Genomic DNA, 20,665 nt, shown 5'->3' with positions numbered 1-20,665 from the left:
CCGGCGCGTCCCGCATACCCCGCTCCGCGGGCGGACGCGCCGGAACGGCTTCGCGCCCGCCCTCCGGCGGTGCGCGTCATCGACGACGAAAGCAGAGAACGACATGACCATCCGAACCCTTCACCGTGCCCTCGCGATCGGGACGGTCGCCCTCGCCGGGACCGCCCTCACCGCCTGCGCGCCCACGACCGACCACTCCGGGATGCCGGGGATGACGCACGGCGCGTCCACCCCTGCCACCGGATCCGCACAGGGATCCGCGAACGATGCCGATGCGATGTTCGCGACCATGATGATCGGCCACCACCAGCAGGCCGTCGACATGAGCGACACGCTGCTCGCCAAGACCGGCGTGGATCCGCGGGTCGCCGACCTCGCGACCAGGATCAAGGCCGCGCAGGCGCCCGAGATCGCGACCATGCGCGACTGGCTCGATGGCTGGGGCGTGCCGTCTGCGGCCCCTGGATCCATGGGACACGGCGACGGCATGATGAGCGAGACCGACATGGCCGCGCTCGAGGCCGCGTCGGGCGCCGAGGCGGGGAAGCTCTTCCTGCGGCAGATGATCGCGCACCACGAGGGCGCGGTCGAGATGGCCCGCACCGAGAAGGGCGATGGCAAGGATCCTCGTGCCGTCGCTTTGGCGAGCACGATCATCGACGCCCAGACGGTCGAGATCGCCGAGATGAAGGGGCTCCTGGCGCAGCTCTGACGCCCTCCGCGGAACCTGCCTCCGCTCACTGGTCGCGAACTGCCCCCATTCCGCTCGAATGACGGCAATTCGCGACCAGTGAGCGGGTCTRCACCCGCCGCCGGCGACGGCGCTGTCGACCCGCCTGACCGGGATGCCGCGGGGGCTCAGACCTCGGCGGTGACCAGGGGATCCGGTGCCCGGCGCGTGACGACCCCACCTGCCTCGGTCGCGTAGCCGGTGCGCGCCCAGTACTCGTATCCTCCGTACAGCTCGCGCGTGTCCCGGCCGGCCGCGAGCAGGATCCGGGCCGTCGCCGTCGCGCCGTTGCAGCCCGGCCCCCAGCCGTAGACGATCAGCGTGCGGTCACGGGGGAGCTCGTGGATCCGCGCCTCCAGGCCGTGCGTGGGCAAGTGCAGGGCGCCGGCGATGTGGCCGTGATCCCACGACTCCCGGCGGCGCGTGTCGACGAGCACGGCCTCGCCTGCTGCGACGGCCTGTGCCGCGGCGACCACGTCTATCTCGTATGCCAGGCGTGCGTCGACGTGCGCGAGTCGCGCCGCGATGGATCCGTCTGCGGCGGCGATGTCGGCTCCGCTCATCTGCATCCTCCTCCGCCCAGGCTCAGCCGCGGGTGCGGGCCTCGTCGAGATAGGCGTATGCGGTCACCCGCGAGATGCCCAGTCGCTTCGCGATCGTCTCGATCGACTTGCGCATCTGGGTGGCTCCGCGCTGGTCGAGGCGCTCGAGCACGGTGATCTTGTCCTCGCGTGACATCTGCTCGACGGGGCGGCCGATCTCGGCGATCGCCTCGGTGATCATCGAGTCCATCACCGACACCAGATCGCTGCCGAAGTGCTCACGGGGGCCGTTGTCCGCCGCACCCTGCACGGGGAGCAGGGCCTCGAGCATGTTCCTGGCCTGCTGGATCGGGCTGAGGTCGACGTTGATGCAGAACGAGGCGATGATGTCGCCGGCAGCGTTGCGGAAGTACACCGATGAGCAGCGCAGCTCGCGACCGTCGCTCGTGAAGCCGCGGTATCCGAAGGCGTCGTGGTCCTTCTGCCGATCCTTCATCACGTCCAGGCCCAGCGAGGTCGACGGCCCGCCGACGGCGCGCCCGGTGACATGGCCGTTCTCGATGGCCATGATGGTGTGCCCGAGGTCGACGTCGGCGCCGTCGAGATTGTGCAGCACGACCTCGACAGAGGGACCGGCGGCCGTGGCCAGCGCCCGCATCACGGGGCGGTACAACCGCAGCACCTCCTCGGCGCTCTCGTACGTCTGGTGGGCGGCATCGCCGGCCAGTGCGGTCGCAGCGGCCTCCATCGTCGCCGGTTTCGCCATCATCCACCTCCACTTTACAAAAAGTCCAGCTAGTAGACATACTGTCTACGTCGCGGCTATCTTAGCGAGGACAGCCTTTCACGTCGAGGGCTGACCCCCGATCTCTCCCGCAGTTCCCGAGCAAGGAGGCTCCCATGGCAACAGTCGCATCACGCGGCCTCACGCCCCACCAGCGCAAGACCGTCGCCGGTGGCGCGATCGGCACGCTCATCGAGTACTACGACTACTACCTCTACGGTCTCGCGTCGGCCGCCGTCTTCCCCGCGGTGTTCTTCTCGTCCGACGACCCGGTGGTCGCGCAGCTCTCGTCGTTCGCGACGTTCGCAGTCGGATTCTTCCTCCGTCCCGTCGGCGGCGTCATCTGGGGCATCATCGGTGACCGGGTCGGCCGCAAGGTCGTCCTGATGAGCACCGTGATCGGCATGGGGCTCGCGACGACCGCCATCGGCCTCATCCCGCCGGACCACGCCATCGGCGTCGCTGCGCCGATCCTGCTGCTCGTGTGCCGTCTGTTCCAGGGCTTCTTCGTCGGCGGTGAGATGGGCGGCGCGGCGACGATGGTCGTCGAGGCCGCGCCGATCGGCAAGAAGGGCCTGTACGGCGCCTTCCTCATCAGCGGCGCCGGCATCGCCAACGTCGTCTCGGGTGGCCTCATGGCGGCACTGGGACTGACGCCCGGCTCTTGGTTCATCGAGTGGGGTTGGCGCATCCCCTTCGTGTTCTCGATCGTTCTCGCGATCGCCGCCGTCATCCTGCGCCGTCACCTCGAGGACTCCGACGAGTTCATCGAGACGCAGACCCTGCACTTGAACGCCACCGGCAAGAAGCCGAACCCGCTGGTCGAGGCGTTCCGCCACCCGAAGAACGCGATCATGGGCATCCTCATCGGGCTGCCGCAGTCGATCGCCGGCTACGTCGTGCTCACCTACGGCCTCGCCTTCATGGTGAGCAACAAGCACCTGCCGGCGTGGATGGGCTTCGCGGGAACCATGATCGTCGGTCTGCTGCAGATCGTCGTCGCGCCGCTGTGGGGTGCGATCTCGGATCGGATCGGCCGTCGCACCGTGTACATCATCGGCTGCCTCGGCTTCGCCGCGATGGTCTACCCCGCCTTCCTGCTCTTCAGCACCGGCAACATGTGGCTGATCTGGCTGGGGCAGATCCTCGGCTTCGTCGTGTTCGGCGTAGCGATGCAGGCGACCCTGGCGACGATGCTGGCGGAGATGTTCGACCCGGAGGCGCGCACCACCGGCGTCAACATCGGCTACCAGATCTCCAACACCCTCGGCGGCGGACTCGCACCCATCATCTGCACGGCGTTGGTCGCCGCCGTCGGCGGAGCGATCTGGCCGGTCGTGATCTACGCCGCGGTGATCGCGATCGTCGGCGTCATCGCGACGATGCTCGCGTCCATCCGGCCCGACGTCGAGGGTGCCGGGCGGCTGCACGAGCTGGTCATCGCCCCGCGCGTGGGGGCCGACGCCTGAGCGTCATGACACCGGTGCGCGCCCTGCCGCCGCACGCACGCCCTGTCCTGGCGGACGGGCCGTGCGTGCGGCGGCAGGGCGCGCCGTCGTCCCCGACTGCGCGGCGCTCGGGCTCGCGCCGTGCGCAGAAGATCCCGCCCCCGATGCGGAACGCCGGGAGCGGGATCGGATGCGGATGGGCTCAGCCGAGCAGCTTCGCGAGCGCAGGAAGCTGCGCCTCGTCCTCCAGGGCGGAGCCGACGGCGACGACCCGCACGCCCGCGTCGAGGTACGCCTGGGCGTTGCCGGAGTCCATGCCGCCCGTGGCGACGAACTTCGCCTGCGGGAAGGGGCCGCGCATCGCGGGGAACCAGCCGGTGCCCAGCAGTGACGCCGGGAACGCCTTCAGCCAGGTGAGCCCGTCGCCCAGCGCGTGCTGCACCTCGGTGGCGCTCGAGACGCCGGGCAGCGCCGGCATGCCCGCCTCGTGCGAGGCCCGCACCACGTCGAGGTCGAGGCCCGGGCTCACGGTGAACGCCGCGCCCGCTTCGGCGGCCTGGTGCACGTGCTCGAGCGACACGACGGTGCCCGCTCCCACGGTCAGGCCGCGCTCGCGGGCGGCTTCGGCGAGCACGCGCAGCGCCTCGACGTCGGTCGGCGTCTGCACGGGCACCTCGACGGCCGTGATGCCGAGGTCCCAGGCGCGGGTGGCGGTCGCGAGCGTGCGCTCGACGCCCATGCCGCGCAGGATCGCCATCAGGGGCACGTCGCGGAAGATCTCGTCGAATGCGGAGTTGTCGGTCATGGTCGGGGGCCTTTCGCTTCGTCTCGCTGCACCCCCTCGGCGCAGCGTGGTCTTCTCAGTCGGGCAGGAGGTCGCCGGTGGACTGCAGCACGAGGTGCGCGCGGCGGTGGCCGGCGGCGAGGCGCTCCGCGGCCTCGGCGCCCTGCAGGTGGGCGGCCAGGTAGCCGGCCGCGAACGCATCGCCCGCGCCGACGGCCTCGACCACCTCGGTCTTGATCGCCGGAGCGAAGGTGCGCTCATCGGCGTCGCCCGTGCGGTGGAACTCGGTGGCTCCCACGTCGCCGTCCTTGATGACGAGCAGCTGCGGAGCGGGGATCAGCGCGCGCACGGCATCGGCGTCGGCCGTGCCCCACAGGCCCTCCGCTTCGTCGAGGCCGACGAACACGACATCGGCGCGGCGCGCGAGCGCGAGCAGGGTCGGGGCCGCCGCGCCGGGCGCCCACAGGGCCGCGCGGTGGTTGACGTCGAAGCTCAGGAAGCCGGATCCCGCGCCCACGCGGTCGAAGACGGCGTCGATGAGCGCGGCGCACGACTCCGAGAGCGCCGGGGTGATGCCCGACACGTGCACGAGGTCGGCCTGCTCGAGCGGAACCTCGGAGACCGTGGCGGGGCTCATCGCCGAGGCGGCCGAGCCGCGGCGGTAGTAGAGCACGCCGTGGCCCGGATCCTTGAAGTACACGCCGGTGGGCGCGGCGGGGTCATCAACGACCCAGCGGACGTCGACGCCGTGGCGGGCGACCTCGTCGCGCACCCGCACGCCGAGGGCGTCGTCGCCCACGGCGCTGACCCATGCGGTCGGGATGCCGAGGTGCGCGGCGTGGATCGCCACGTTCGACTCGGCGCCGCCGATGAGCAGCCGCACCTCCTGGGCGGTGGCGAGCGCCTCCGCGCGGGCAGGGGCGATGAGGGCCATCGTCTCGCCGATGGCGATCATGCGTGGTGCGGAGGTCTCGGACACGGTTACCATGATGAGGCGGTCTGTGCGCACAGTGCAACCAACGTTGCGATATATGCACAACGAGGACGGAAGGCGTGAGATGAACGACCGGGACGACGAACTGCTGACGGCGCGGGACAAGGGGATCCCGGAGCGCGCGATCGGGATGACCGCATCCGCCTTCCTCGCGACGAAGCCGCGCCTCGACGAGTTCTGGACGCCGCTGATCGTGCTCGACGACGCCGGTATGCAGGCGAACGTCGCGACCATGGCCGCGTGGTGCGTGGAGCGCGGCCTGGAGATCATGCCGCATGGCAAGACCACGATGGCCCCCGAGCTGTGGAAACGCCAGACCGACGCCGGCGCCCTCGGCATCACCCTCGCGACCATGGGGCAGGTGCGCACCGGCCGCGACCTCGGACTCGACTCGATCATGCTCGCCAACGCCGCCGTCGACGCCCGGTCGCTGGCCTGGCTCGCCGGCGAGCTCGCCGATCCCGGGTTCCGGTTCGTCTGCTGGGCCGACTCGCTCGCCACCGTGGACGCGATGGAGAGCGCGCTGAACGGCGTCGAGCTGCCGCGCCCGGTCGACGTCTGCGTCGAGCTGGGCGCCGCGGGGGGCCGCACGGGCGCCCGTTCCGTCGACGAGGCCATCGAGATCGCCGAGCGCCTCGCCGCCTCCGACGTGCTGCGGCTCGCCGGCGTCGCCGGCTACGAGGGCAGCATCGCGCACGACCGCTCGCCCGAGGGTCTCGCCGCCGTGCGCAGCTACCTCGAGACGCAGCTCGCGCTGCACCGCGCGATCACGCCGCTCTACGACGACGGCGAGGTGTACGTCACCGCCGGTGGCAGCGCGTACTTCGAGATCGTCGCCGACGTGTGGGCGGCCGCCGAGCGCGACGGACGCACCCGGTTCACCCTGCGCTCGGGCGCCTATATCGTGCACGACGACGGGTTCTACCGCGGCATCTCTCCGTTCGACGAGGGCGGCGCGGGCGAGGGACCCCACTTCGTCAACGCGATGCACGGCATCGCCCGCGTCGTCTCCAGCCCCGAGCCCGGTCTGGCGCTGGTGGACGCCGGCAAGCGCGACTTCCCCTACGACGAGGGTCTGCCCATCCCGCGCGCCGTCGCCGCCGATCTCGCCGCGCCCTGGCAGCCGGCCGAGGCGACCGTCTCGGCCATGAACGACCAGCACTCGTACGTGCGGCCGGCCGAGCCGCTGCCCGTCGGGTCAGTCGTGCGCTTCGGCCTCTCGCACCCCTGCACCGCCTTCGACAAGTGGCGCGTGCTGCCCGTCGTCGACTCCCTCGAGTCCGGTGTGGTCACCGGCCTCGTCCGCACCTACTTCTGAGGCCTTCGAGGAGCGCCATGTCCGGTCGTACAGTTCTGCGCGGTGGTTCGGTGGTCACGCCGTCCGGCACCGCGCGCGCCGACGTCGCCCTCGACGGCGCGGTGATCGCCCGGGTCGGCGAGGTCGAGGCGCGCGACGGCGACCTCGTGATCGACGCGTCCGGGCGGCTCGTCCTGCCCGGCTTCGTCGACGCGCACTCGCACGCCGACGGCCTGCTCCGCGAGCCCGAGGTCACCCGGGCGCTGCTGCGCCAGGGGGTGACCACGATCATCGGCGGACAGGATGGCGTCTCCTACGCCCCTGGCGATGGCGCGTACGCGACCGGCTACTTCGCCGCGATCAACGGACCGCACCCGGCCTACCGTGGAGGCGGAGTCGCCGAGCTGCTGGCGGTGGTCGACGGAGCTTCCGCCCTCAACGCCGCGTACCTGGTGCCCGCCGGCACCGTGCGCTTCGAGGTGTGCGGCCGACGCACCGGCCCCGCCGCCGACGCCGAGCGCGCCCGCATGGTCGAGCTCGTGGCGCAGGGCATGGCCGATGGGGCGCTGGGTCTCTCGACCGGGCTCGATTACGTGCCCGGCATCTTCCAGGACGCCGACGAGATCGCCGCGCTGTGCGTGCCGGTGGCCGCGGCCGGCGGCGTGTACGTCAGCCACATGCGCGGCGGATACGAGGCCAACACGGCGGCCGGGATCACCGAGATGGCCGAGATCTCGCGCCGCGCCGCCCGGGGTGCCGGGGCGCCGCTGCCCGTGCACGTGTCGCACCTGCACGCCGACGCCGACATCGTGCTGTCTCAGCTCGACGCGCTCGCCGAGGCCGGCGTCGACGCCACCTTCGACGCGTACCCGTACATCCGCGGCTGCACGCTGCTGGGCATGCCCCTGCTGCCGCCGGAGGTCTCGGCGCTTCCCGCCGACGAGGCCGTCGCCCGCATCGGCGACCCCGAGGGGCGCGACGCCCTGCGCACGGCGTGCATCGAGCGCGCCTCGAACAGCCCGAGTCTGGGACCGGACTGGCCCGACATGATCACGCTCGCGCACATCGCCGCATCCGAGTACGCCTGGGCGCACGGCCTGACCCTGCGCGCGGCATCCGCCCGCGCGGCCCAGGATCCGATGGACTTCGCCCTCGACCTGCTCGCGGCATCGCGCATGGAGAGCAGTGCCGTCATGGCCGTGCGCAATCCGCGGCCGGCCACCGAGCTGGCGCGCATCTTCGCGCATCCCGGCCATATCGGCGGATCGGACGGCATCTTCATCGGCGCGCACCCGCATCCCCGTGCCGCGGGATCGTTCGCCCGCTACCTGCGCGAGTTCGTGCGCGAGCTCGGCACGTGGTCGTGGGCGGACGCTGTGCACCACCTCTCCGCCCAGCCCGCACGGCGCTTCGGCCTCGACCGCCGCGGCGTCGTCGAGGCGGGCGCGATCGCCGACCTGCTGCTCGTCGATCCCGAGGTCGTGGCCGACGGATCCACCTATGAGAACCCGCGCGAGCCCGCCGTCGGCATCGACGACGTCTTCGTCGCCGGCGTCCGCGTGCTCGCCGGGGGCGAGCTGACCGGGGCGCTCCCCGGCCGAGGCCTGCGCAGGGGAGGTGCCTGACCCATGTCGCAGAGTGTCACCCGTGCCGCCGGCATCCTTGCGTCGCTCACCGGCGGGCCCTCGTCGGTGGCCGAGCTCGCCGCGGAGTTYGGCATCCACCGCACCACCATGTTCCGCGAGCTGCAGAGCTTGGAGCAGGTCGCTTTCGTGCGGAAGCAGGCGGACGGACGCTACGCGCTGGGCATGCAGCTCGCCGTGCTCGGCGGGGCCGCGCTCGAACAGCTCGACCTGCGCGGCGCCGCCTTCGCGCAGGTGCGCCGGCTGCACCGCATCGTGGGCAACACCGTGCACGTCGGCGCGCTGATCGGCGACGAGATCGTCTACGTCGACAAGGTCGAGGACGCCGCCGGCGTGCGGATGTACTCCCGCGTCGGCGCTTCGGTGCTGCCGTACTGCAGCGGTATCGGCAAGGCAGTGCTCGCCGAGTTGCCGACCGACCGCCGCGACGCCGTGCTCGCCGGATGCGACTGGCATCCGCACACCGCCCGCACCCTGACCAGCCGTGCCGCCCTCGATGCCGACCTCGCCCTCACCGCACGACGCGGCTGGGCGTTCGACGACGCCGAGTTCGAGGACTTCGTCGGCTGCGTCGCGGTGCCGATCGTGACATCCGCCGGCGTCGTCGGCGCGCTGTCGCTCACGGCGTTGCGCGCCGCCCATAGTCGCGAGCAGCTCGAGCAGCGCGTGCCGATGCTGCGTGAGACCGCGGCAGAGATCTCCCACCAGCTGGGATGAACCGAACACCAGAACCATCCGAGAAGAAGGAGAAGAAGATGCCCAAGACCGGGTTCTACGCCGAAGGCGCCCCCGCCCCCGCCGGCCCCTACAGCCACGGCGTCGTCGCGAACGGATTCCTGTACACGGCCGGCTTCGGCCCGCAGGATGCCGCGAACGACAACGCCATCGCCGACAACGTGGGCGACCAGACCCGCCAGGTGCTGCGGAACATCCAGAAGGTGCTCGCGGAGCACGGACTGACCATGGACGACGTGGTGAAGTCGACGGTGCACCTGCAGGACCTCGCCGACTTCGCCGAGTTCAACGAGGCGTACCAGGAGTTCTTCACGGCTCCGTACCCCGTGCGCACCACGGTGGGCTCGCAGCTGGCGAACATCCTCGTCGAGATCGACGTGGTCGCCGCCCTGCCCCAGGCCTGAGACGGCGGACAGCCGGATGTCGCCCGTGAGCGGCATCCGGCTGTCAAGGCCCCTGCCGTGCGGCCGCGGCGGCCCCTAATCTGTGATCATGGACGGCTTCGCGGCGGTCGACTTCGGCTTCGCGCGAGAGGTGCTCCAGCGAGGCATCGCGGCGCTCTACCTGGTCGCGTTCGTCAGCACGCTGAACCAGTTCCGTGCGCTGCTGGGCGAGCACGGCCTGCTTCCGGCGCCCGAGTTGCTCGCCTGGGCCGGATCCTCGCCGCGCGCCCGCCGACTCCTGCGCCCGACGCTGTTCCTGCGCGTCCGCTACACGGACCGGCGGCTCCTGGCGCTCTGCATCGCGGGCGTCATCGTCTCCGCCGCGCTCGTGGCGGGGATCCCGCAGCTCGCGCCGCCGTGGGTGCCGATGGTGAGCTTCCTGCTGCTGTGGCTCGGGTACATGTCGATCTCGTCGATCGGGCAGACCTTCTACGGCTTCGGCTGGGAGATGCTGCTGCTCGAGGCCGGGTTCCTCGCCGCGTTCCTCGGATCCGGCTCCCAGCCGCCGCCGACCGTGGTCATCATGCTGTTCTGGTGGCTCGTGATCCGGCTCGAGTTCGGCGCGGGCATGATCAAGATCCGCGGCGGTCGCGAGTGGCGCGACCTCACCGCACTCATGTACCACCACGAGACCCAGCCCATGCCGGGCCCGTTCAGTCGCCAGGCGCATCTGCTGCCGCCCTGGTTCCACCGGCTCGAAGCGGTGGGCAACCACATCGCGCAGCTCGGTGCACCGTGGCTCCTGCTCGCGCCGATCCTCGGACTGTGGATCCCCGGTGCTGTCCCTGCCCTCATCGGAGCGGTCGGCGCGGGGATCGTCATCGCGACCCAGCTCTGGCTCATCGTGACGGGCAACTTCGCCTGGCTGAACTGGGCGACCGTCGTGATCGCGTTCTCGGCGATCGGGATCCCGCTCGGCATGCCGCACCGCGCGGAGACCGCACTGCCGTGGGTGATCGACGGCCTGTCGCTGCCGTGGTTCGCGGTCACCTCGGTGGTCGGTGTGCTCTACGTCTGGCTCTCGGTGCCCGCGGTGCGCAACCTGTTCTCGCGCAGCCAGGCCATGAACGCGTCGTTCAACCGCTGGCAGCTCGCGAACGCCTACGGTGCCTTCGGCACGGTGACCAAGGAGCGGATCGAGATCGTGGTCGAGGGCACGCTGCTGCCCGACGCGGATCCGGATCCGCTCGCGGGCGAATGGCGCGAGTACGGCTTCAAGGGCAAGCCCGGCGATCTGCACCGGATCCCCCGACAGTTCGCGCCGTACCACCTGCGCCTCGACTGGCTGATGTGGTTCCTGCCGCTGGGGCGGATGTACGAGGACTGGTTCGCGATGCTTCTCGTGCGACTGCTCGAGGCCGACGCGCCCACGCTGCGGCTGCTGCGACACGACCCGTTCGGCGGGGCGCGCCCGGCGCAGGTGCGCGCCGTCGCCTACCGCTACCGGTTCACGACCCGCGCACAGCGCCGGGAGAGCGGCCAGGTATGGATCCGCGATCGCCGCCGGGTGGTGGTGCGGCCGCTGTCGCTGGGCGACGACGACGGTTCGATGTAGCCGCCGCTATGCCGAACGCGGCGTGCTCCCTGCGCGGCAACCCCTGACGCGGGTGGCGTCGACTCCCGGCGCCTGCGCAGCGGCGGCGACATATATCGTCCGCATATCGAGAACCGGATACGCCCCGGCAACCCGGCGCTCGCTTGACTCGATCCCATGCCATCGCCAGCTTCGGAACTCGTCGTCCATGAGGACGCGCTCCGCGAGAACACCGCGCGATTCCACGCCCTGACCGGGGGACGGCTGATGGCGGTCCTCAAGGCGGACGCGTTCGGACACGGGGACGTCGCCTCCGCGGTGCTCGAGGCGGGCGCGGGCTCGATCGGCGTGACCAGCATCGACGAGGCGCTCGCACTGCGGCAGGCGGGCATCGGCGCTCCGATCCTGAGCTGGCTCAACACGCCGGACGCCGACTTCGAGACGGCGCTGCGTGCGCGCATCGATCTCGCCGTGCCGAACCTCGAGCTGCTCTATGCGATCGCCGGGGCGGCGCGGGCGACGGGAACCGCAGCCCGGGTGCACCTGCACGTCGACGTCGGCACGGGCCGTGACGGCTGTCCGCCGCGGGACTGGGCCACGCTGTGCGCGCTCGCATGCGAGCAGGAGGCGACGGGTGCCCTGCGCGTGGTGGGCGTGATGGGGCACATGTCCTGCGCCGATGATCCGGAGAGCGGCCAGAACGTACGCGACCGCCTGGTCTTCGAGAACGCGATCCGCAGCGCCCGTCGACGCGGACTGCGCCCGCACCTCCTGCACCTCGCCGCCACGGCGGCGACGCTCACCGGCACTGCAGCCGGATACGACCTGCATCGCGTCGGCGCCGGACTGTTCGGCATCGATCCGTCCCGCACGACCGATGATCTGCGGCCGGCCCTGAGCCTCACCTCGACCGTCGTGTCCGCCCGTGAGGTGCCGGCGGGCACCGGCGTCGGATACGGCCACGATTTCGTCACCCCCGCTCGCACCGGTCTGGCGCTGCTGCCCCTCGGATACGCCGACGGACTGCCGCGGGCGGCATCGGGGCGGGCCGAGGTGCTGGTGCGCGGCCAGCGGCGCCCGCTGGTGGGCAGGTTCTCGATGGACATGGTCGTCGTCGACACCGGCGAGACGCTGCTGCGGCCGGGCGAGCGCGTGACGATCTTCGGCCCCGGCCGGGACGGCGAGCCGACCGTCGCGGAATGGGCGGCATGGTCGCACACCATCGAGCACGAGATCGTCACCGCGGTCGGCGCGCGGACGTCTCGGATCCCACACGCCCTCGACACGTCGACCACCCGATCGCCCGAACTCTCAGGAGACATCGCATGCCTCAGCACACCCCTCGTCGGATCGCCGTCATCGGCGGCGGCGCGAACGACGAGCACCCGGTCTCCCTCGCGTCCGCGGCCGGCGTCACGCGAGCTGTCCGCGCGCTGAGGCACATCGCGGTCCCGCTCACCATCGGCGAGGACGGCACCTGGCGGGACGATCAGGACGTCGCGCTGCCCGCCCATCGCGCGGTCGAGCTCCTCACAGGCTGCGACGTCGCGTTCCCCGTGCTGCACGGCGAACGGGGCGAGGACGGCACGATCGCGGGGCTGCTCGAGCTCTGCGGAGTCCCCTTCGCGGGCTCCCCGGTGCGGGCGGGCGCCCTGGGGATGGACAAGCACGCCACGAAGCTGATCGCGGCGTCGCTGGGGATCGCGACGGCGAACGGGCGCGTGGTCGCATCCGGCGACGCGGCCGGAATTGCCGCGGCCGGGATTGCCGCGGCCGGTCTGACCCCGCCCTTCGTCGTGAAGCCCGCGAGCGGCGGATCCAGCAACGGGGTCTTCGTGGTCCCCGGCGTCGCCGGTCTCGCGGACGCCGTCGATCGCGCGAGGGCGTTCGGGGATCCGGTGCTGATCGAGGAGTACGTCACCGGCCGGGAGGTCGACATCGCCGTCTTCCGCGACCGGCGCGGCGCGCTGCGTGTCGGCGCCACGCTCGAGATCTCCGTGGCGCCCGGCGACGTGTTCGGGGCGACGGAGAAGTACGACGGCAGCGCACGATTCACGGTGCCGGCCCCGATCGACGACGCCGACGAGGCGGCCGTCCGCGCGGCGGCGACCCGGCTCTACGATGCGCTGGGGTGCGCCGGGGTCGCCCGCTTCGACTTCTTCGTGACCGCCGCCGGCCCGGTGCTCAACGAGGTGAACACGACACCGGGCATGACCGAGCGCTCCCAGGTGCCGCTGATGTACGCGGCGACGGGGCTCGACTACACCGGGTTGATCGCAGAGCTCCTGGACGCCGCGCTGCCGCCGGCCCCGCAGGAGGAGGGTCAGGGTGAGGAGCGGCGCTCCGGTGCAGCGCCGAGCGAGTCCGGATCCGCCACGTGACGGTCGGTGGAGCGTCCCCCACGCCCCGGCTGGCCTGGGCGGACACCGCCAAGGGGCTGCTGATCGTCCTCGTCGTGTTCTGGCACGTCGTGMTGAAGAGCTACCTCACGATCGACTGGAGGMTCGGSATSCCSATMCCCGGCGYSTGGGGGCTSATCTCCGACMTCGCCTACCCGRTGCGGATGCCCCTGTTCTTCCTCATCTCCGGTTGCTTCGCGGCGAACGCCGTCGCCCGGCCGTGGGCGGCGGTCTTCCGCGGGCGAGTCGTGCGCTTCCTGTACCTCTACCTGCTCTGGACCCTCATCCACATGGCGACGATGTGGGCGTTCCCCGACTTTCCGACACTGGTCCCGCGATCCATCGCGGAGTTCGTCGAGGCGATCACGATCAGCCCGCCGAACGCCTGGTACCTCTACGCACTCGCGCTCTACTTCCTCGTCGCGAAGGGGTTGCGCCGTCTGCCGTCCTGGATCCCTCTGGCCGCCGCGGCCGCACTGACGACCGCTGTGGGTGCGGGGCTCATCGACATCGTCAGCAACCGCGGATCGCTGCTCGCCAACCTGCTCTACTTCCTCATCGGCACCACGTTCTCGCAGCGGATCATCGGTCTCGCGGCCCGCCCGCGCGCTCTGCTCGCGACCGCATCCGTGGTGCTCTACCTGGGCGCCTTCGCGGTGGTGCGGGTGACCGGGACGGAGCAGATCCCCGGGGTGTGGCCGGCGGTCGCCCTCCTCGGCGTCGGGGCGGGGATCGCCGTGGCTCCGCTGCTGGCGACGGTGCCCCGGCTCGGTCAAGGCCTGGCCCGGCTCGGCAGGAGCACGCTGAAGATCTACGTGATCCACATGCCGGTGCTCGCGCTCGCCGATGCCCTCGTGGCGCAACCGGTGTCGGACGCCGGCCGGCCGATGCAGTTGGCCGCAGCGGTCCTGCTGCCCATCGTCCTCACCGCCGCGGTCATCGCCGTCAGCGTCGGGATCGGCGCCCTGATCACGCGGGACAGGCTGTCATGGCTGTTCGACTTGCCCGTGCGACGCCGCTCCGCGAGGCGCCGTTCCGGGCGCCGAGCCGCGGAGTCGCCCTCCCGGTCTCGCGTCCCGTGGCGCACAGCCGTGGCGGTGCTGGGGCTCGCGGCCGTCGGCGTCGTCGCGACCGGGGCCGCGGCGCTGCCCGCCCCTCCGGCCGCGCTCCCGCAGCACTCGGCGCAGCGCGCCGGCGAGGTCAGCATCGGCGCGACGGGCGACATCCTGCTCTACGACGCGAGTCGCGCGGTGCCCGCCGACGGCGGGGCCGGCCACTTCGACCGGGTGCGCCCGTGGTTCACGGAGGACATCGTGACCGGGAACCTCGAACAGGCGATCTCGCCCGACACGGGGCACGACAAATGCGGGAAGGATCCGGACTGCCTCGCCTTCCGCAGCGACCCCGCCTCGGTCGCCGGCCTCGCCGGGTTCGACATCCTCAACCTCGCGAACAACCACAGCCGGGACTTCGGGCAGACCGGCTACGACGACACCCGGGCGAGTCTGGCCGCGGCCGGGATCCGCGCCGTGGGTGATCGCGACGAGATCGTCTACTCGCGGATCGGCGACGTCACCGTGGCGATGATCGGCTTCGCGCCCTACGAGGACTTCAACCGCGTCACCGACCTGCGACATGTGCGCGCGGTCGTCCGCACCGCTGCCGCGCGGGCCGACGTCGTGATCGTGCAGGCGCACATGGGGGCCGAGGGGCCGAACGCCGACGCGGTCACCCCGGGTACCGAGTCGATGTACGGCGAGGAGCGCGGGGATCCGATCGCCTTCTCGCATGCGGCGATCGACGCCGGCGCCGACCTCGTCCTCGGTCACGGCCCGCACGTGCTCCGCGGGATGGAGTGGTACCACGGCCGCCTCATCGCCTACAGCCTCGGCAACTTCGGCGGCGGGGGCGTGTTCGGCAAGGATCCGGCGACGCGGTACGGCGCCTACCTCTCGATCCGGCTGCGGGCGGATGGGACCGCGGTGGCCGGGCAGGTGCGTTCGGTCCGATTCGACTACGCCGACGGCATCCCGTCGCCTGACCCCGCCGACGGTGCGGCGCAGCTCATCGATCAGCGCGGGCGCCGGGACTTCGGGGCGAACGCGGCGAAGATCGGCTCGGACGGCAGGATCACCGTGCCCTAGGCGTGCGGGACCGGCCCGCGTCAGCCGCCGGCCCGTGTCCGCCCCGCCAGCCCGTGTCAGCCCCGCCAGCCCGTGTCAGCCGCGCTGCGCGCGCTCCACGAGTTCGACCATGTCGGCCCGCGGCAGCGGGAAGCCGTCGAGGCGGCCGACGGGGAAGTTGCCGAGCATCTTCAGCAGCTGGTTCTCCCCGGTCCCGTAGCGCTCCTCGATCATCGCGCGCAGGTCGGATCCGACGACGGGGTCGAGCAGCAGCTCGTCGAAGGAGGAGTTCAGCGACGCCGGCAGCACCACCTCATCGCCGTCGACGGCGACGGCGGTCGACGTCCGCAGGTCTCGGCTCGAGGCGCCCACGTCGATGACGTAGGTGCCGCCCTCCACGATCCAGCGGTCCACCCGGATGTCCCAGTACGCGAGCTCCGACCGGCGGATCCGCAGCGTCACCGGTGCCGTCTCGCCCGGGGCGAGCTGCACGGATGCGAACGCCTTCAGCTCGTGCGGCGGGCGCTGCACGTCCGAACCGGGCAGCGACGTGTACGCCTGGACCACCTCGCGGCCGGCCGAACGGCCCGTGTTCGTGACCGGCACGACCACGACGATGTCGCCGTCCTCGCGCACGGCCGCAACCGCCTCGCCGTAGGTGAATGTCGTGTACGAGAGGCCGTGACCGAAGGGGTATCGCACCGCGAGCTGCTTCTCGTCGTACCAGCGGTAGCCCACGAGAAGACCCTCGCCATAGCGCACGTGGCCGTGCTCGCCCGGGAAGCTCCCGTACGCGGGGGTGTCCTCGAGGCGCAGCGGGATCGTCTCCGCGAGCCGACCCGACGGGTTCACGTCGCCGAACAGCACGTCCGCCGTGGCGGATCCGCCGGCCTGGCCGAGCAACCATGCCTCCACGATCGCGGGCACCTTGCTCTCGAAAGGCAGCGCGACCACGCCGCCATTCGAGAGCACGACCACCACATCAGTGTTGACCTCGACGATCGCATCGAGGAGGTCGAGCTGCGCGGCGGGCAGATCGATGTGCTCGCGGTCGTACCCCTCCGATTCCTCGTGCGAGGGCACGCCGAGGAACAGCAGCACCGTGCCTGCGTCGCGGGCGACGGCCACCGCCTCGTCGCGCAGCCGCGCGGTCTCCRCCTCGGACGCGCCCTCGGGCGTGATGTCGAAGCCGGCCGCGAACGGCACCTCACCGGCGACCGCGCGGATCGCGTCGAGGGCGGCATCGACCCGGGTGGGGTTGATCTGCGAGGATCCGGCGCCCTGGAACCGCGGAGTGCGCGCGAACTCGCCGATCACCGCGAGCCGGGCGTTGCGCGGCAGCGGCAGCGTCCCCTCGTTCTTGAGCAGCACGATCGCGCGGCCGGCGACCTCGCGCGCCAGCGCGTGGTGCGCGTCCACGTCGAGCGGTCCCGCGCCCGCGGGCCGGGCCTGCGCCTTCCGGGCGAGCTCCAGCAGGCGGTCCGCGACGATGTCGAGATCGCGCTCGTCCAGACGACCGTCGTGCACGGCGGCGACGAGCTCGGCGTCCGTGCGGCCTCCGCTGGACGGCATCTCCAGATCCATCCCCGCGACGAGTCCGGCGACCCGGTCGTTCACCGCCCCCCAGTCCGAGACCACGATGCCGTCGAAGCCCCACTCGTCGCGCAGCACCTGGGTGAGCAGCCACGGATCCTCCGAGGCGTAGACGCCGTTGATCCGGTTGTACGAGCACATCACCGTCCAGGGTTGGGCGTCCTTGACGACGCGCTCGAAGCCGCGCAGGTAGATCTCGCGCAGCGGACGCGGATCCACGTCACTGGAGACCCGCAGGCGATCGGTCTCCTGGTTGTTCGCCGCGAAGTGCTTGAGCGACGAGCCGACGCCCTGCGACTGAATCCCCTTCACGAGTCCCGCGCCCATGGCGCCCGAGACGATCGGATCCTCCGACATGTACTCGAAGTTGCGGCCGCACAGCGGCGAGCGCTTGATGTTGATGCCGGGGCCGAGGATGACCGCGACATCCTCGATCGCGGACTCGACGCCGAGCGCGACGCCCACGCGCTCCGCGAGCTCGGGGTCGAAGGTCGCGCTCAGGCCGACGGCCGGCGGGAAGCAGGTCGCGGGCACGGATCCGGCGAGGCCGAGATGGTCATTGCCCGTGGCCTGCTTGCGGAGGCCGTGCGGGCCGTCGGTCAGCATGATCGAGGGGACCCCGACCCGATCGATCGCCTTCGTGGTCCAGAAGTCGGCCCCGCTCGTGAGCGCAGCCTTCTCCTCGAGGGTGAGGTCTGCCGCGCGCAGGCCGTTCGGTTCCGTCATCACGGGCTCCCTGTCGTCGGGGTTCATGGGGGAAACCATAACGGGGCAGGTTTTTGTCGACAAGGGTTCGCCGACATCCGTGACGGCTTTCCCTGGTCCGAAATCTTCTTGCGACGGAAACCTGAAAAGGATAGGTTTTCACGCACGAGGGCCGGAGCTCCCTGGCGGCGCAATGTGGCGTCCGCTCTCCTCCTCGACCGGCCAAAGGAGGCAGGTATGAGTTCTGTCAGCGGTTCCGCTGCGGGCAATCCATCCGGGATGACGGCGGCGAGCCGGACGATCGGCTCGCATGAGCACCATTGGTTCTCCGAGCCGACCGAGCCTGCGAAGAAGAGCTTCGTCTTCTGGCTGATCGTCGCGCAGTTCATCTTCTTCGTGGCGCTGCTCGGTCCCGCGATCGTCGGCATCGGCCTGAAGATCCTCGACCTTCAGCACACCGGCGCCGTGGAGAACACCGGCGCAGGCCTGAACTCCGCCCAGGCGATCCTCGGCGGCGTGGGCGCCCTCTTCGCCACCCTCGCCAACGTCGTCTTCGGCCGCGTCTCCGACCGCACGACCAGCCGATGGGGCCGACGCCGGATCTGGATCGTGCTCGGCACGATCATCATGACGATCGGGTTCGTCTTCATGGCGACGGGCACGTCTCTGCTGATCGCGACCGTCGGCTGGGCGATCGCGCAACTCGGAGCGAACATGACGCTCGCACCGTTCGTCGCGACCCTGGCGGATCAGGTCCCGAAGTTCCAGCGCGGAAAGATCACCGCAGCCCTGGGCATCGCGCAGAACGCCGGCATCGTCGGCGGCGTCTACGTCGCCGGCTGGTTCTCGGCCAACCTCTTCATCGTCTTCGTGATCCCGTCGATCCTCGCGATYGGCGCGATGATCGTGTTCGCCTTCGTCCTGCCGGACAAGGTGCTGCCCGTGAAGCCTCCGCGGATGACGTTCGGCGAGATCCTCCAGACCATCTGGGTCAGCCCCGTCAAGGAGCCGGACTTCGCACTGGCCTGGTGGTCGCGGTTCCTGATCACGTTCGCCTCCTTCGGGTTCACTGCGTTCCGCTTCGGGTACCTGATCAACCACCTCAAGGTGCCGGAGAAGGAGATCGGTCTCCTGATCGCCAACACCACGCTGGTGTACACGGGCGCGCTGGTCGTCACCGCCTGGCTCGCGGGCATGCTCTCCGACCGGATCGGGAAGCGCAAGGTCTTCGTGTGGGTGGCGACGGCGCTCTTCGCGGTCGGAACCTTCGCCCTGATCTTCGTCCAGGACATCCCGTCCTACTACGTCCTGGAGCTCTTCCTCGGAGCGGCTTACGGCATCTACGTCGGGGTCGATCTCGCGCTCGTCATCGACGTGCTCCCCAACCCGGACGACTCGGGCAAGGACCTGGGCGTGCTCAACATCGCGAACGCCCTGCCGCAGACCCTCGCCCCGATGATCGGCGGCTTCGTGCTGTTGGCCACGGGCGGCGCCAACGGGTCGAACTACACGGTGTGGTTCACGCTCTGCGCGATCGCAGGACTGATCGGGGCGGTGGTGATCTTCCCGATCAAGAAGGTCAGATAGCGCAGCGAGAGCGGGCCGCCGGGGCCGGACGTCGGCCCGCTCTCCGCCGCCAGGAGCCTGGCGCGGGACGAGGCAGGGGGGTGGAGGTGACGGAGTCGATGCGCACGTCGCGCGGCGCATACGCCAAGGGGGTGCTGCGGCGATCCGAGATCCTCGAGGCCGCGCTCGACGTGATCGCCGAGAACGGCAGCCGGGGCGCCCTGATCGGCGACATCGCCCGCCGGGTGGGGCTCACGCAGGCCGGGCTCATGTATCACTTCCGCTCCCGGGACGAGTTGTTCTGCGCGATCATCCAGACCCGCGATGAGCACGACGAGGCGGTGTATGCGCGCACCCTTGTCGGGATCGCCGGGTTCCTCGCTGTGATCGAGCACAATCAGCAGGTTCCGGGGCTGGTCCAGCTGTTCGCCGAGTACGCCGCCGAGGTCGCGGGGGACCCGCGGCATCCGTCCCGCGGCTTCTTCCAGCAGAGGTACGCCGCGCTGCGGGAGGCGCTGATGGGGGATGTGCGGATCGCGCAGGAGTCGGGGCAGATGGGGCCGGATGCGTGCGCCGCCATCATCGCCGAGCAGATGATCGTCGCGGCCGACGGGCTGCAGGTGCAGTGGCTGCTGGATCGCGAGATCGACATGGCCGAACGTCTGCGGCAGCTGTGGCGAGCGCTGTGCGCGGCGTCCTTCGGCGCGGAGGATCGGGGCGCGAACACGTAGTCTGGCACTCGTGAAGCGGGGCCCGTACGCCAAGGGGACGGCCAAGCGCGAGGAGATCCTCTCCGTCGCGCTCGAGGTTGTGGCTGCGAAGGGCTGCCGGAAGGCGTCGAACCGCGAGATCGCCGAGCGCGTCGGCCTCACCCAGGCCGGACTCATGCACCACTTCGCGTCGCGCGAGGAGCTGTACCAGGAGGTGCTGCGCGCGCGGGACATCCGCGACCACGGCATGTTCTTCGCACCGGATCCGACCATCGAGGGATTCTTCGCCGTCATCGCCCACAACGCCGAAGTCCCAGGGCTGGTGCGGCTGTACGTCGAGTTCTCCGCCGAGGCGAGCATCCCCGAGCACCCGGCGCATGCGTTCTTCCTCGAGCGGTACGCGTGGCTGCGCGATGGCCTCTCCGGGGTCATCGTGCGCGCCCAGGACGCCGGCGTGATCGGCCCCGCGGTCGACGTCTCCGCGGCGGTCGACCTGCTGGTGGCGGCCGCGGACGGCCTGCAGCTGCAGTGGCTCAACGACCACACGATCGACATGGTGGCGCGCCTGCGCCGCCTCTGGGACGGGATTGTGGCGGTCTCGCACGCCGCCTGACCCCTGCGCTCCGCGCGGCGGA

The 20,665-nt window shown here is 71.1% G+C and carries 18 protein-coding genes; 13 read left to right on the top strand and 5 right to left on the bottom strand.

From position 1 onward, the window contains the following. Window positions 1–103: 103 nt before the first annotated feature. A complete protein-coding gene (locus AC1DMN_RS12925; protein ID WP_477229863.1) occupies window positions 104–712 on the top strand; it encodes a DUF305 domain-containing protein in 609 nt (202 codons plus the stop codon). Between the two features lie 146 nt (window positions 713–858). On the opposite strand, the gene AC1DMN_RS12920 is transcribed toward AC1DMN_RS12925, so the two are convergent. Beyond that, window positions 859–1,293 carry a rhodanese-like domain-containing protein gene (locus tag AC1DMN_RS12920; RefSeq protein WP_441977529.1) on the bottom strand — a complete coding sequence of 145 codons (435 nt, stop codon included), beginning with the start codon at window positions 1,291–1,293 and terminating at the stop codon, window positions 859–861. Window positions 1,294–1,315: 22 nt separating this feature from the next. Then, the gene (locus tag AC1DMN_RS12915) at window positions 1,316–2,041 is read right to left on the bottom strand and encodes a helix-turn-helix transcriptional regulator (RefSeq protein WP_477229862.1); all 726 of its coding nucleotides are present in this window, start codon (window positions 2,039–2,041) and stop codon (window positions 1,316–1,318) included. Window positions 2,042–2,172: 131 nt separating this feature from the next. On the opposite strand from AC1DMN_RS12915, the gene AC1DMN_RS12910 reads away from it, so the two are divergent. Further along, window positions 2,173–3,525, top strand: coding sequence for an MFS transporter (locus AC1DMN_RS12910; RefSeq protein ID WP_441977528.1), 1,353 nt, complete (start codon window positions 2,173–2,175; stop codon window positions 3,523–3,525). Window positions 3,526–3,706: 181 nt separating this feature from the next. Here AC1DMN_RS12910 and AC1DMN_RS12905 read toward each other — a convergent pair whose 3' ends face one another. Then, window positions 3,707–4,309, bottom strand: a complete 603-nt coding sequence (locus AC1DMN_RS12905; protein WP_440732912.1) for a bifunctional 4-hydroxy-2-oxoglutarate aldolase/2-dehydro-3-deoxy-phosphogluconate aldolase — start codon at window positions 4,307–4,309, stop codon at window positions 3,707–3,709. Window positions 4,310–4,364: 55 nt separating this feature from the next. Continuing rightward, complete coding sequence (locus AC1DMN_RS12900) at window positions 4,365–5,276, bottom strand: sugar kinase (protein ID WP_477229861.1); 912 nt, start codon at window positions 5,274–5,276, stop codon at window positions 4,365–4,367. 70 nt (window positions 5,277–5,346) lie between these two features. On the opposite strand from AC1DMN_RS12900, the gene AC1DMN_RS12895 reads away from it, so the two are divergent. The 8 genes from AC1DMN_RS12895 to AC1DMN_RS12860 all read left to right on the top strand — a co-directional run bounded on the left by AC1DMN_RS12895 (window position 5,347) and on the right by AC1DMN_RS12860 (window position 15,477). Next, complete coding sequence (locus AC1DMN_RS12895) at window positions 5,347–6,600, top strand: type III PLP-dependent enzyme domain-containing protein (RefSeq protein ID WP_441977525.1); 1,254 nt, start codon at window positions 5,347–5,349, stop codon at window positions 6,598–6,600. A gap of 17 nt (window positions 6,601–6,617) precedes the next feature. Beyond that, window positions 6,618–8,204, top strand: a complete 1,587-nt coding sequence (locus AC1DMN_RS12890; protein ID WP_441977524.1) for an N-acyl-D-amino-acid deacylase family protein — start codon at window positions 6,618–6,620, stop codon at window positions 8,202–8,204. A gap of 3 nt (window positions 8,205–8,207) precedes the next feature. Beyond that, a complete protein-coding gene (locus AC1DMN_RS12885; RefSeq protein ID WP_441977523.1) occupies window positions 8,208–8,939 on the top strand; it encodes an IclR family transcriptional regulator in 732 nt (243 codons plus the stop codon). A gap of 38 nt (window positions 8,940–8,977) precedes the next feature. Beyond that, window positions 8,978–9,361, top strand: a complete 384-nt coding sequence (locus AC1DMN_RS12880; protein ID WP_440732917.1) for a RidA family protein — start codon at window positions 8,978–8,980, stop codon at window positions 9,359–9,361. Between the two features lie 88 nt (window positions 9,362–9,449). After that, window positions 9,450–10,955, top strand: a complete 1,506-nt coding sequence (locus AC1DMN_RS12875) for a lipase maturation factor family protein (RefSeq protein ID WP_441977522.1) — start codon at window positions 9,450–9,452, stop codon at window positions 10,953–10,955. A 156-nt stretch (window positions 10,956–11,111) separates the two neighbouring features. Then, window positions 11,112–12,371, top strand: coding sequence for an alanine racemase (gene alr / locus AC1DMN_RS12870; protein ID WP_477229860.1), 1,260 nt, complete (start codon window positions 11,112–11,114; stop codon window positions 12,369–12,371). Next, window positions 12,260–13,315, top strand: a complete 1,056-nt coding sequence (locus tag AC1DMN_RS12865; protein ID WP_477229859.1) for a D-alanine--D-alanine ligase family protein — start codon at window positions 12,260–12,262, stop codon at window positions 13,313–13,315. The genes alr and AC1DMN_RS12865 overlap by 112 nt, the downstream gene beginning before the upstream one ends. Continuing rightward, window positions 13,312–15,477: a CapA family protein gene (locus AC1DMN_RS12860; protein WP_477384365.1), complete on the top strand. Its 2,166-nt coding sequence runs from the start codon at window positions 13,312–13,314 to the stop codon at window positions 15,475–15,477. The genes AC1DMN_RS12865 and AC1DMN_RS12860 overlap by 4 nt, the downstream gene beginning before the upstream one ends. Window positions 15,478–15,552: 75 nt before the next feature. Here AC1DMN_RS12860 and AC1DMN_RS12855 read toward each other — a convergent pair whose 3' ends face one another. Next, window positions 15,553–17,775, bottom strand: coding sequence for a glycoside hydrolase family 3 C-terminal domain-containing protein (locus tag AC1DMN_RS12855; RefSeq protein ID WP_477384363.1), 2,223 nt, complete (start codon window positions 17,773–17,775; stop codon window positions 15,553–15,555). Window positions 17,776–17,991: 216 nt separating this feature from the next. Between AC1DMN_RS12855 and AC1DMN_RS12850 the strand changes: the two genes are divergently transcribed. The 3 genes from AC1DMN_RS12850 to AC1DMN_RS12840 all read left to right on the top strand — a co-directional run bounded on the left by AC1DMN_RS12850 (window position 17,992) and on the right by AC1DMN_RS12840 (window position 20,643). Beyond that, a complete protein-coding gene (locus AC1DMN_RS12850) occupies window positions 17,992–19,341 on the top strand; it encodes an MFS transporter (protein ID WP_441977517.1) in 1,350 nt (449 codons plus the stop codon). 98 nt (window positions 19,342–19,439) lie between these two features. Continuing rightward, window positions 19,440–20,051 (top strand): TetR/AcrR family transcriptional regulator, encoded by a 612-nt coding sequence (locus tag AC1DMN_RS12845; protein WP_477229856.1) that lies wholly within the window; start codon window positions 19,440–19,442, stop codon window positions 20,049–20,051. A 10-nt stretch (window positions 20,052–20,061) separates the two neighbouring features. Beyond that, entirely contained in the window at window positions 20,062–20,643 is a 582-nt protein-coding gene (locus AC1DMN_RS12840) for a TetR/AcrR family transcriptional regulator (protein ID WP_440732925.1), read from the top strand. Window positions 20,644–20,665 lie beyond the last annotated feature (22 nt).

The sequence above is a fragment of the Microbacterium sp. 01T413_2 genome (genome assembly GCF_056398985.1).
This window is presented reverse-complemented; position numbering and strand designations above follow the sequence as displayed.

Excerpts from the sequence above, each read along its gene's own strand:
- AC1DMN_RS12925 (WP_477229863.1), top strand. The coding sequence starts at position 104 with ATGACCATCCGAACCCTTCACCGTGCCCTCGCGATCGGGACGGTCGCC.
- AC1DMN_RS12920 (WP_441977529.1), bottom strand. The coding sequence starts at position 1,293 with ATGAGCGGAGCCGACATCGCCGCCGCAGACGGATCCATCGCGGCGCGA.
- AC1DMN_RS12915 (WP_477229862.1), bottom strand. The coding sequence starts at position 2,041 with ATGATGGCGAAACCGGCGACGATGGAGGCCGCTGCGACCGCACTGGCC.
- AC1DMN_RS12910 (WP_441977528.1), top strand. The coding sequence starts at position 2,173 with ATGGCAACAGTCGCATCACGCGGCCTCACGCCCCACCAGCGCAAGACC.
- AC1DMN_RS12905 (WP_440732912.1), bottom strand. The coding sequence starts at position 4,309 with ATGACCGACAACTCCGCATTCGACGAGATCTTCCGCGACGTGCCCCTG.
- AC1DMN_RS12900 (WP_477229861.1), bottom strand. The coding sequence starts at position 5,276 with ATGGTAACCGTGTCCGAGACCTCCGCACCACGCATGATCGCCATCGGC.
- AC1DMN_RS12895 (WP_441977525.1), top strand. The coding sequence starts at position 5,347 with ATGAACGACCGGGACGACGAACTGCTGACGGCGCGGGACAAGGGGATC.
- AC1DMN_RS12890 (WP_441977524.1), top strand. The coding sequence starts at position 6,618 with ATGTCCGGTCGTACAGTTCTGCGCGGTGGTTCGGTGGTCACGCCGTCC.
- AC1DMN_RS12880 (WP_440732917.1), top strand. The coding sequence starts at position 8,978 with ATGCCCAAGACCGGGTTCTACGCCGAAGGCGCCCCCGCCCCCGCCGGC.
- AC1DMN_RS12875 (WP_441977522.1), top strand. The coding sequence starts at position 9,450 with ATGGACGGCTTCGCGGCGGTCGACTTCGGCTTCGCGCGAGAGGTGCTC.
- alr (WP_477229860.1), top strand. The coding sequence starts at position 11,112 with ATGCCATCGCCAGCTTCGGAACTCGTCGTCCATGAGGACGCGCTCCGC.
- AC1DMN_RS12865 (WP_477229859.1), top strand. The coding sequence starts at position 12,260 with ATGCCTCAGCACACCCCTCGTCGGATCGCCGTCATCGGCGGCGGCGCG.
- AC1DMN_RS12845 (WP_477229856.1), top strand. The coding sequence starts at position 19,440 with ATGCGCACGTCGCGCGGCGCATACGCCAAGGGGGTGCTGCGGCGATCC.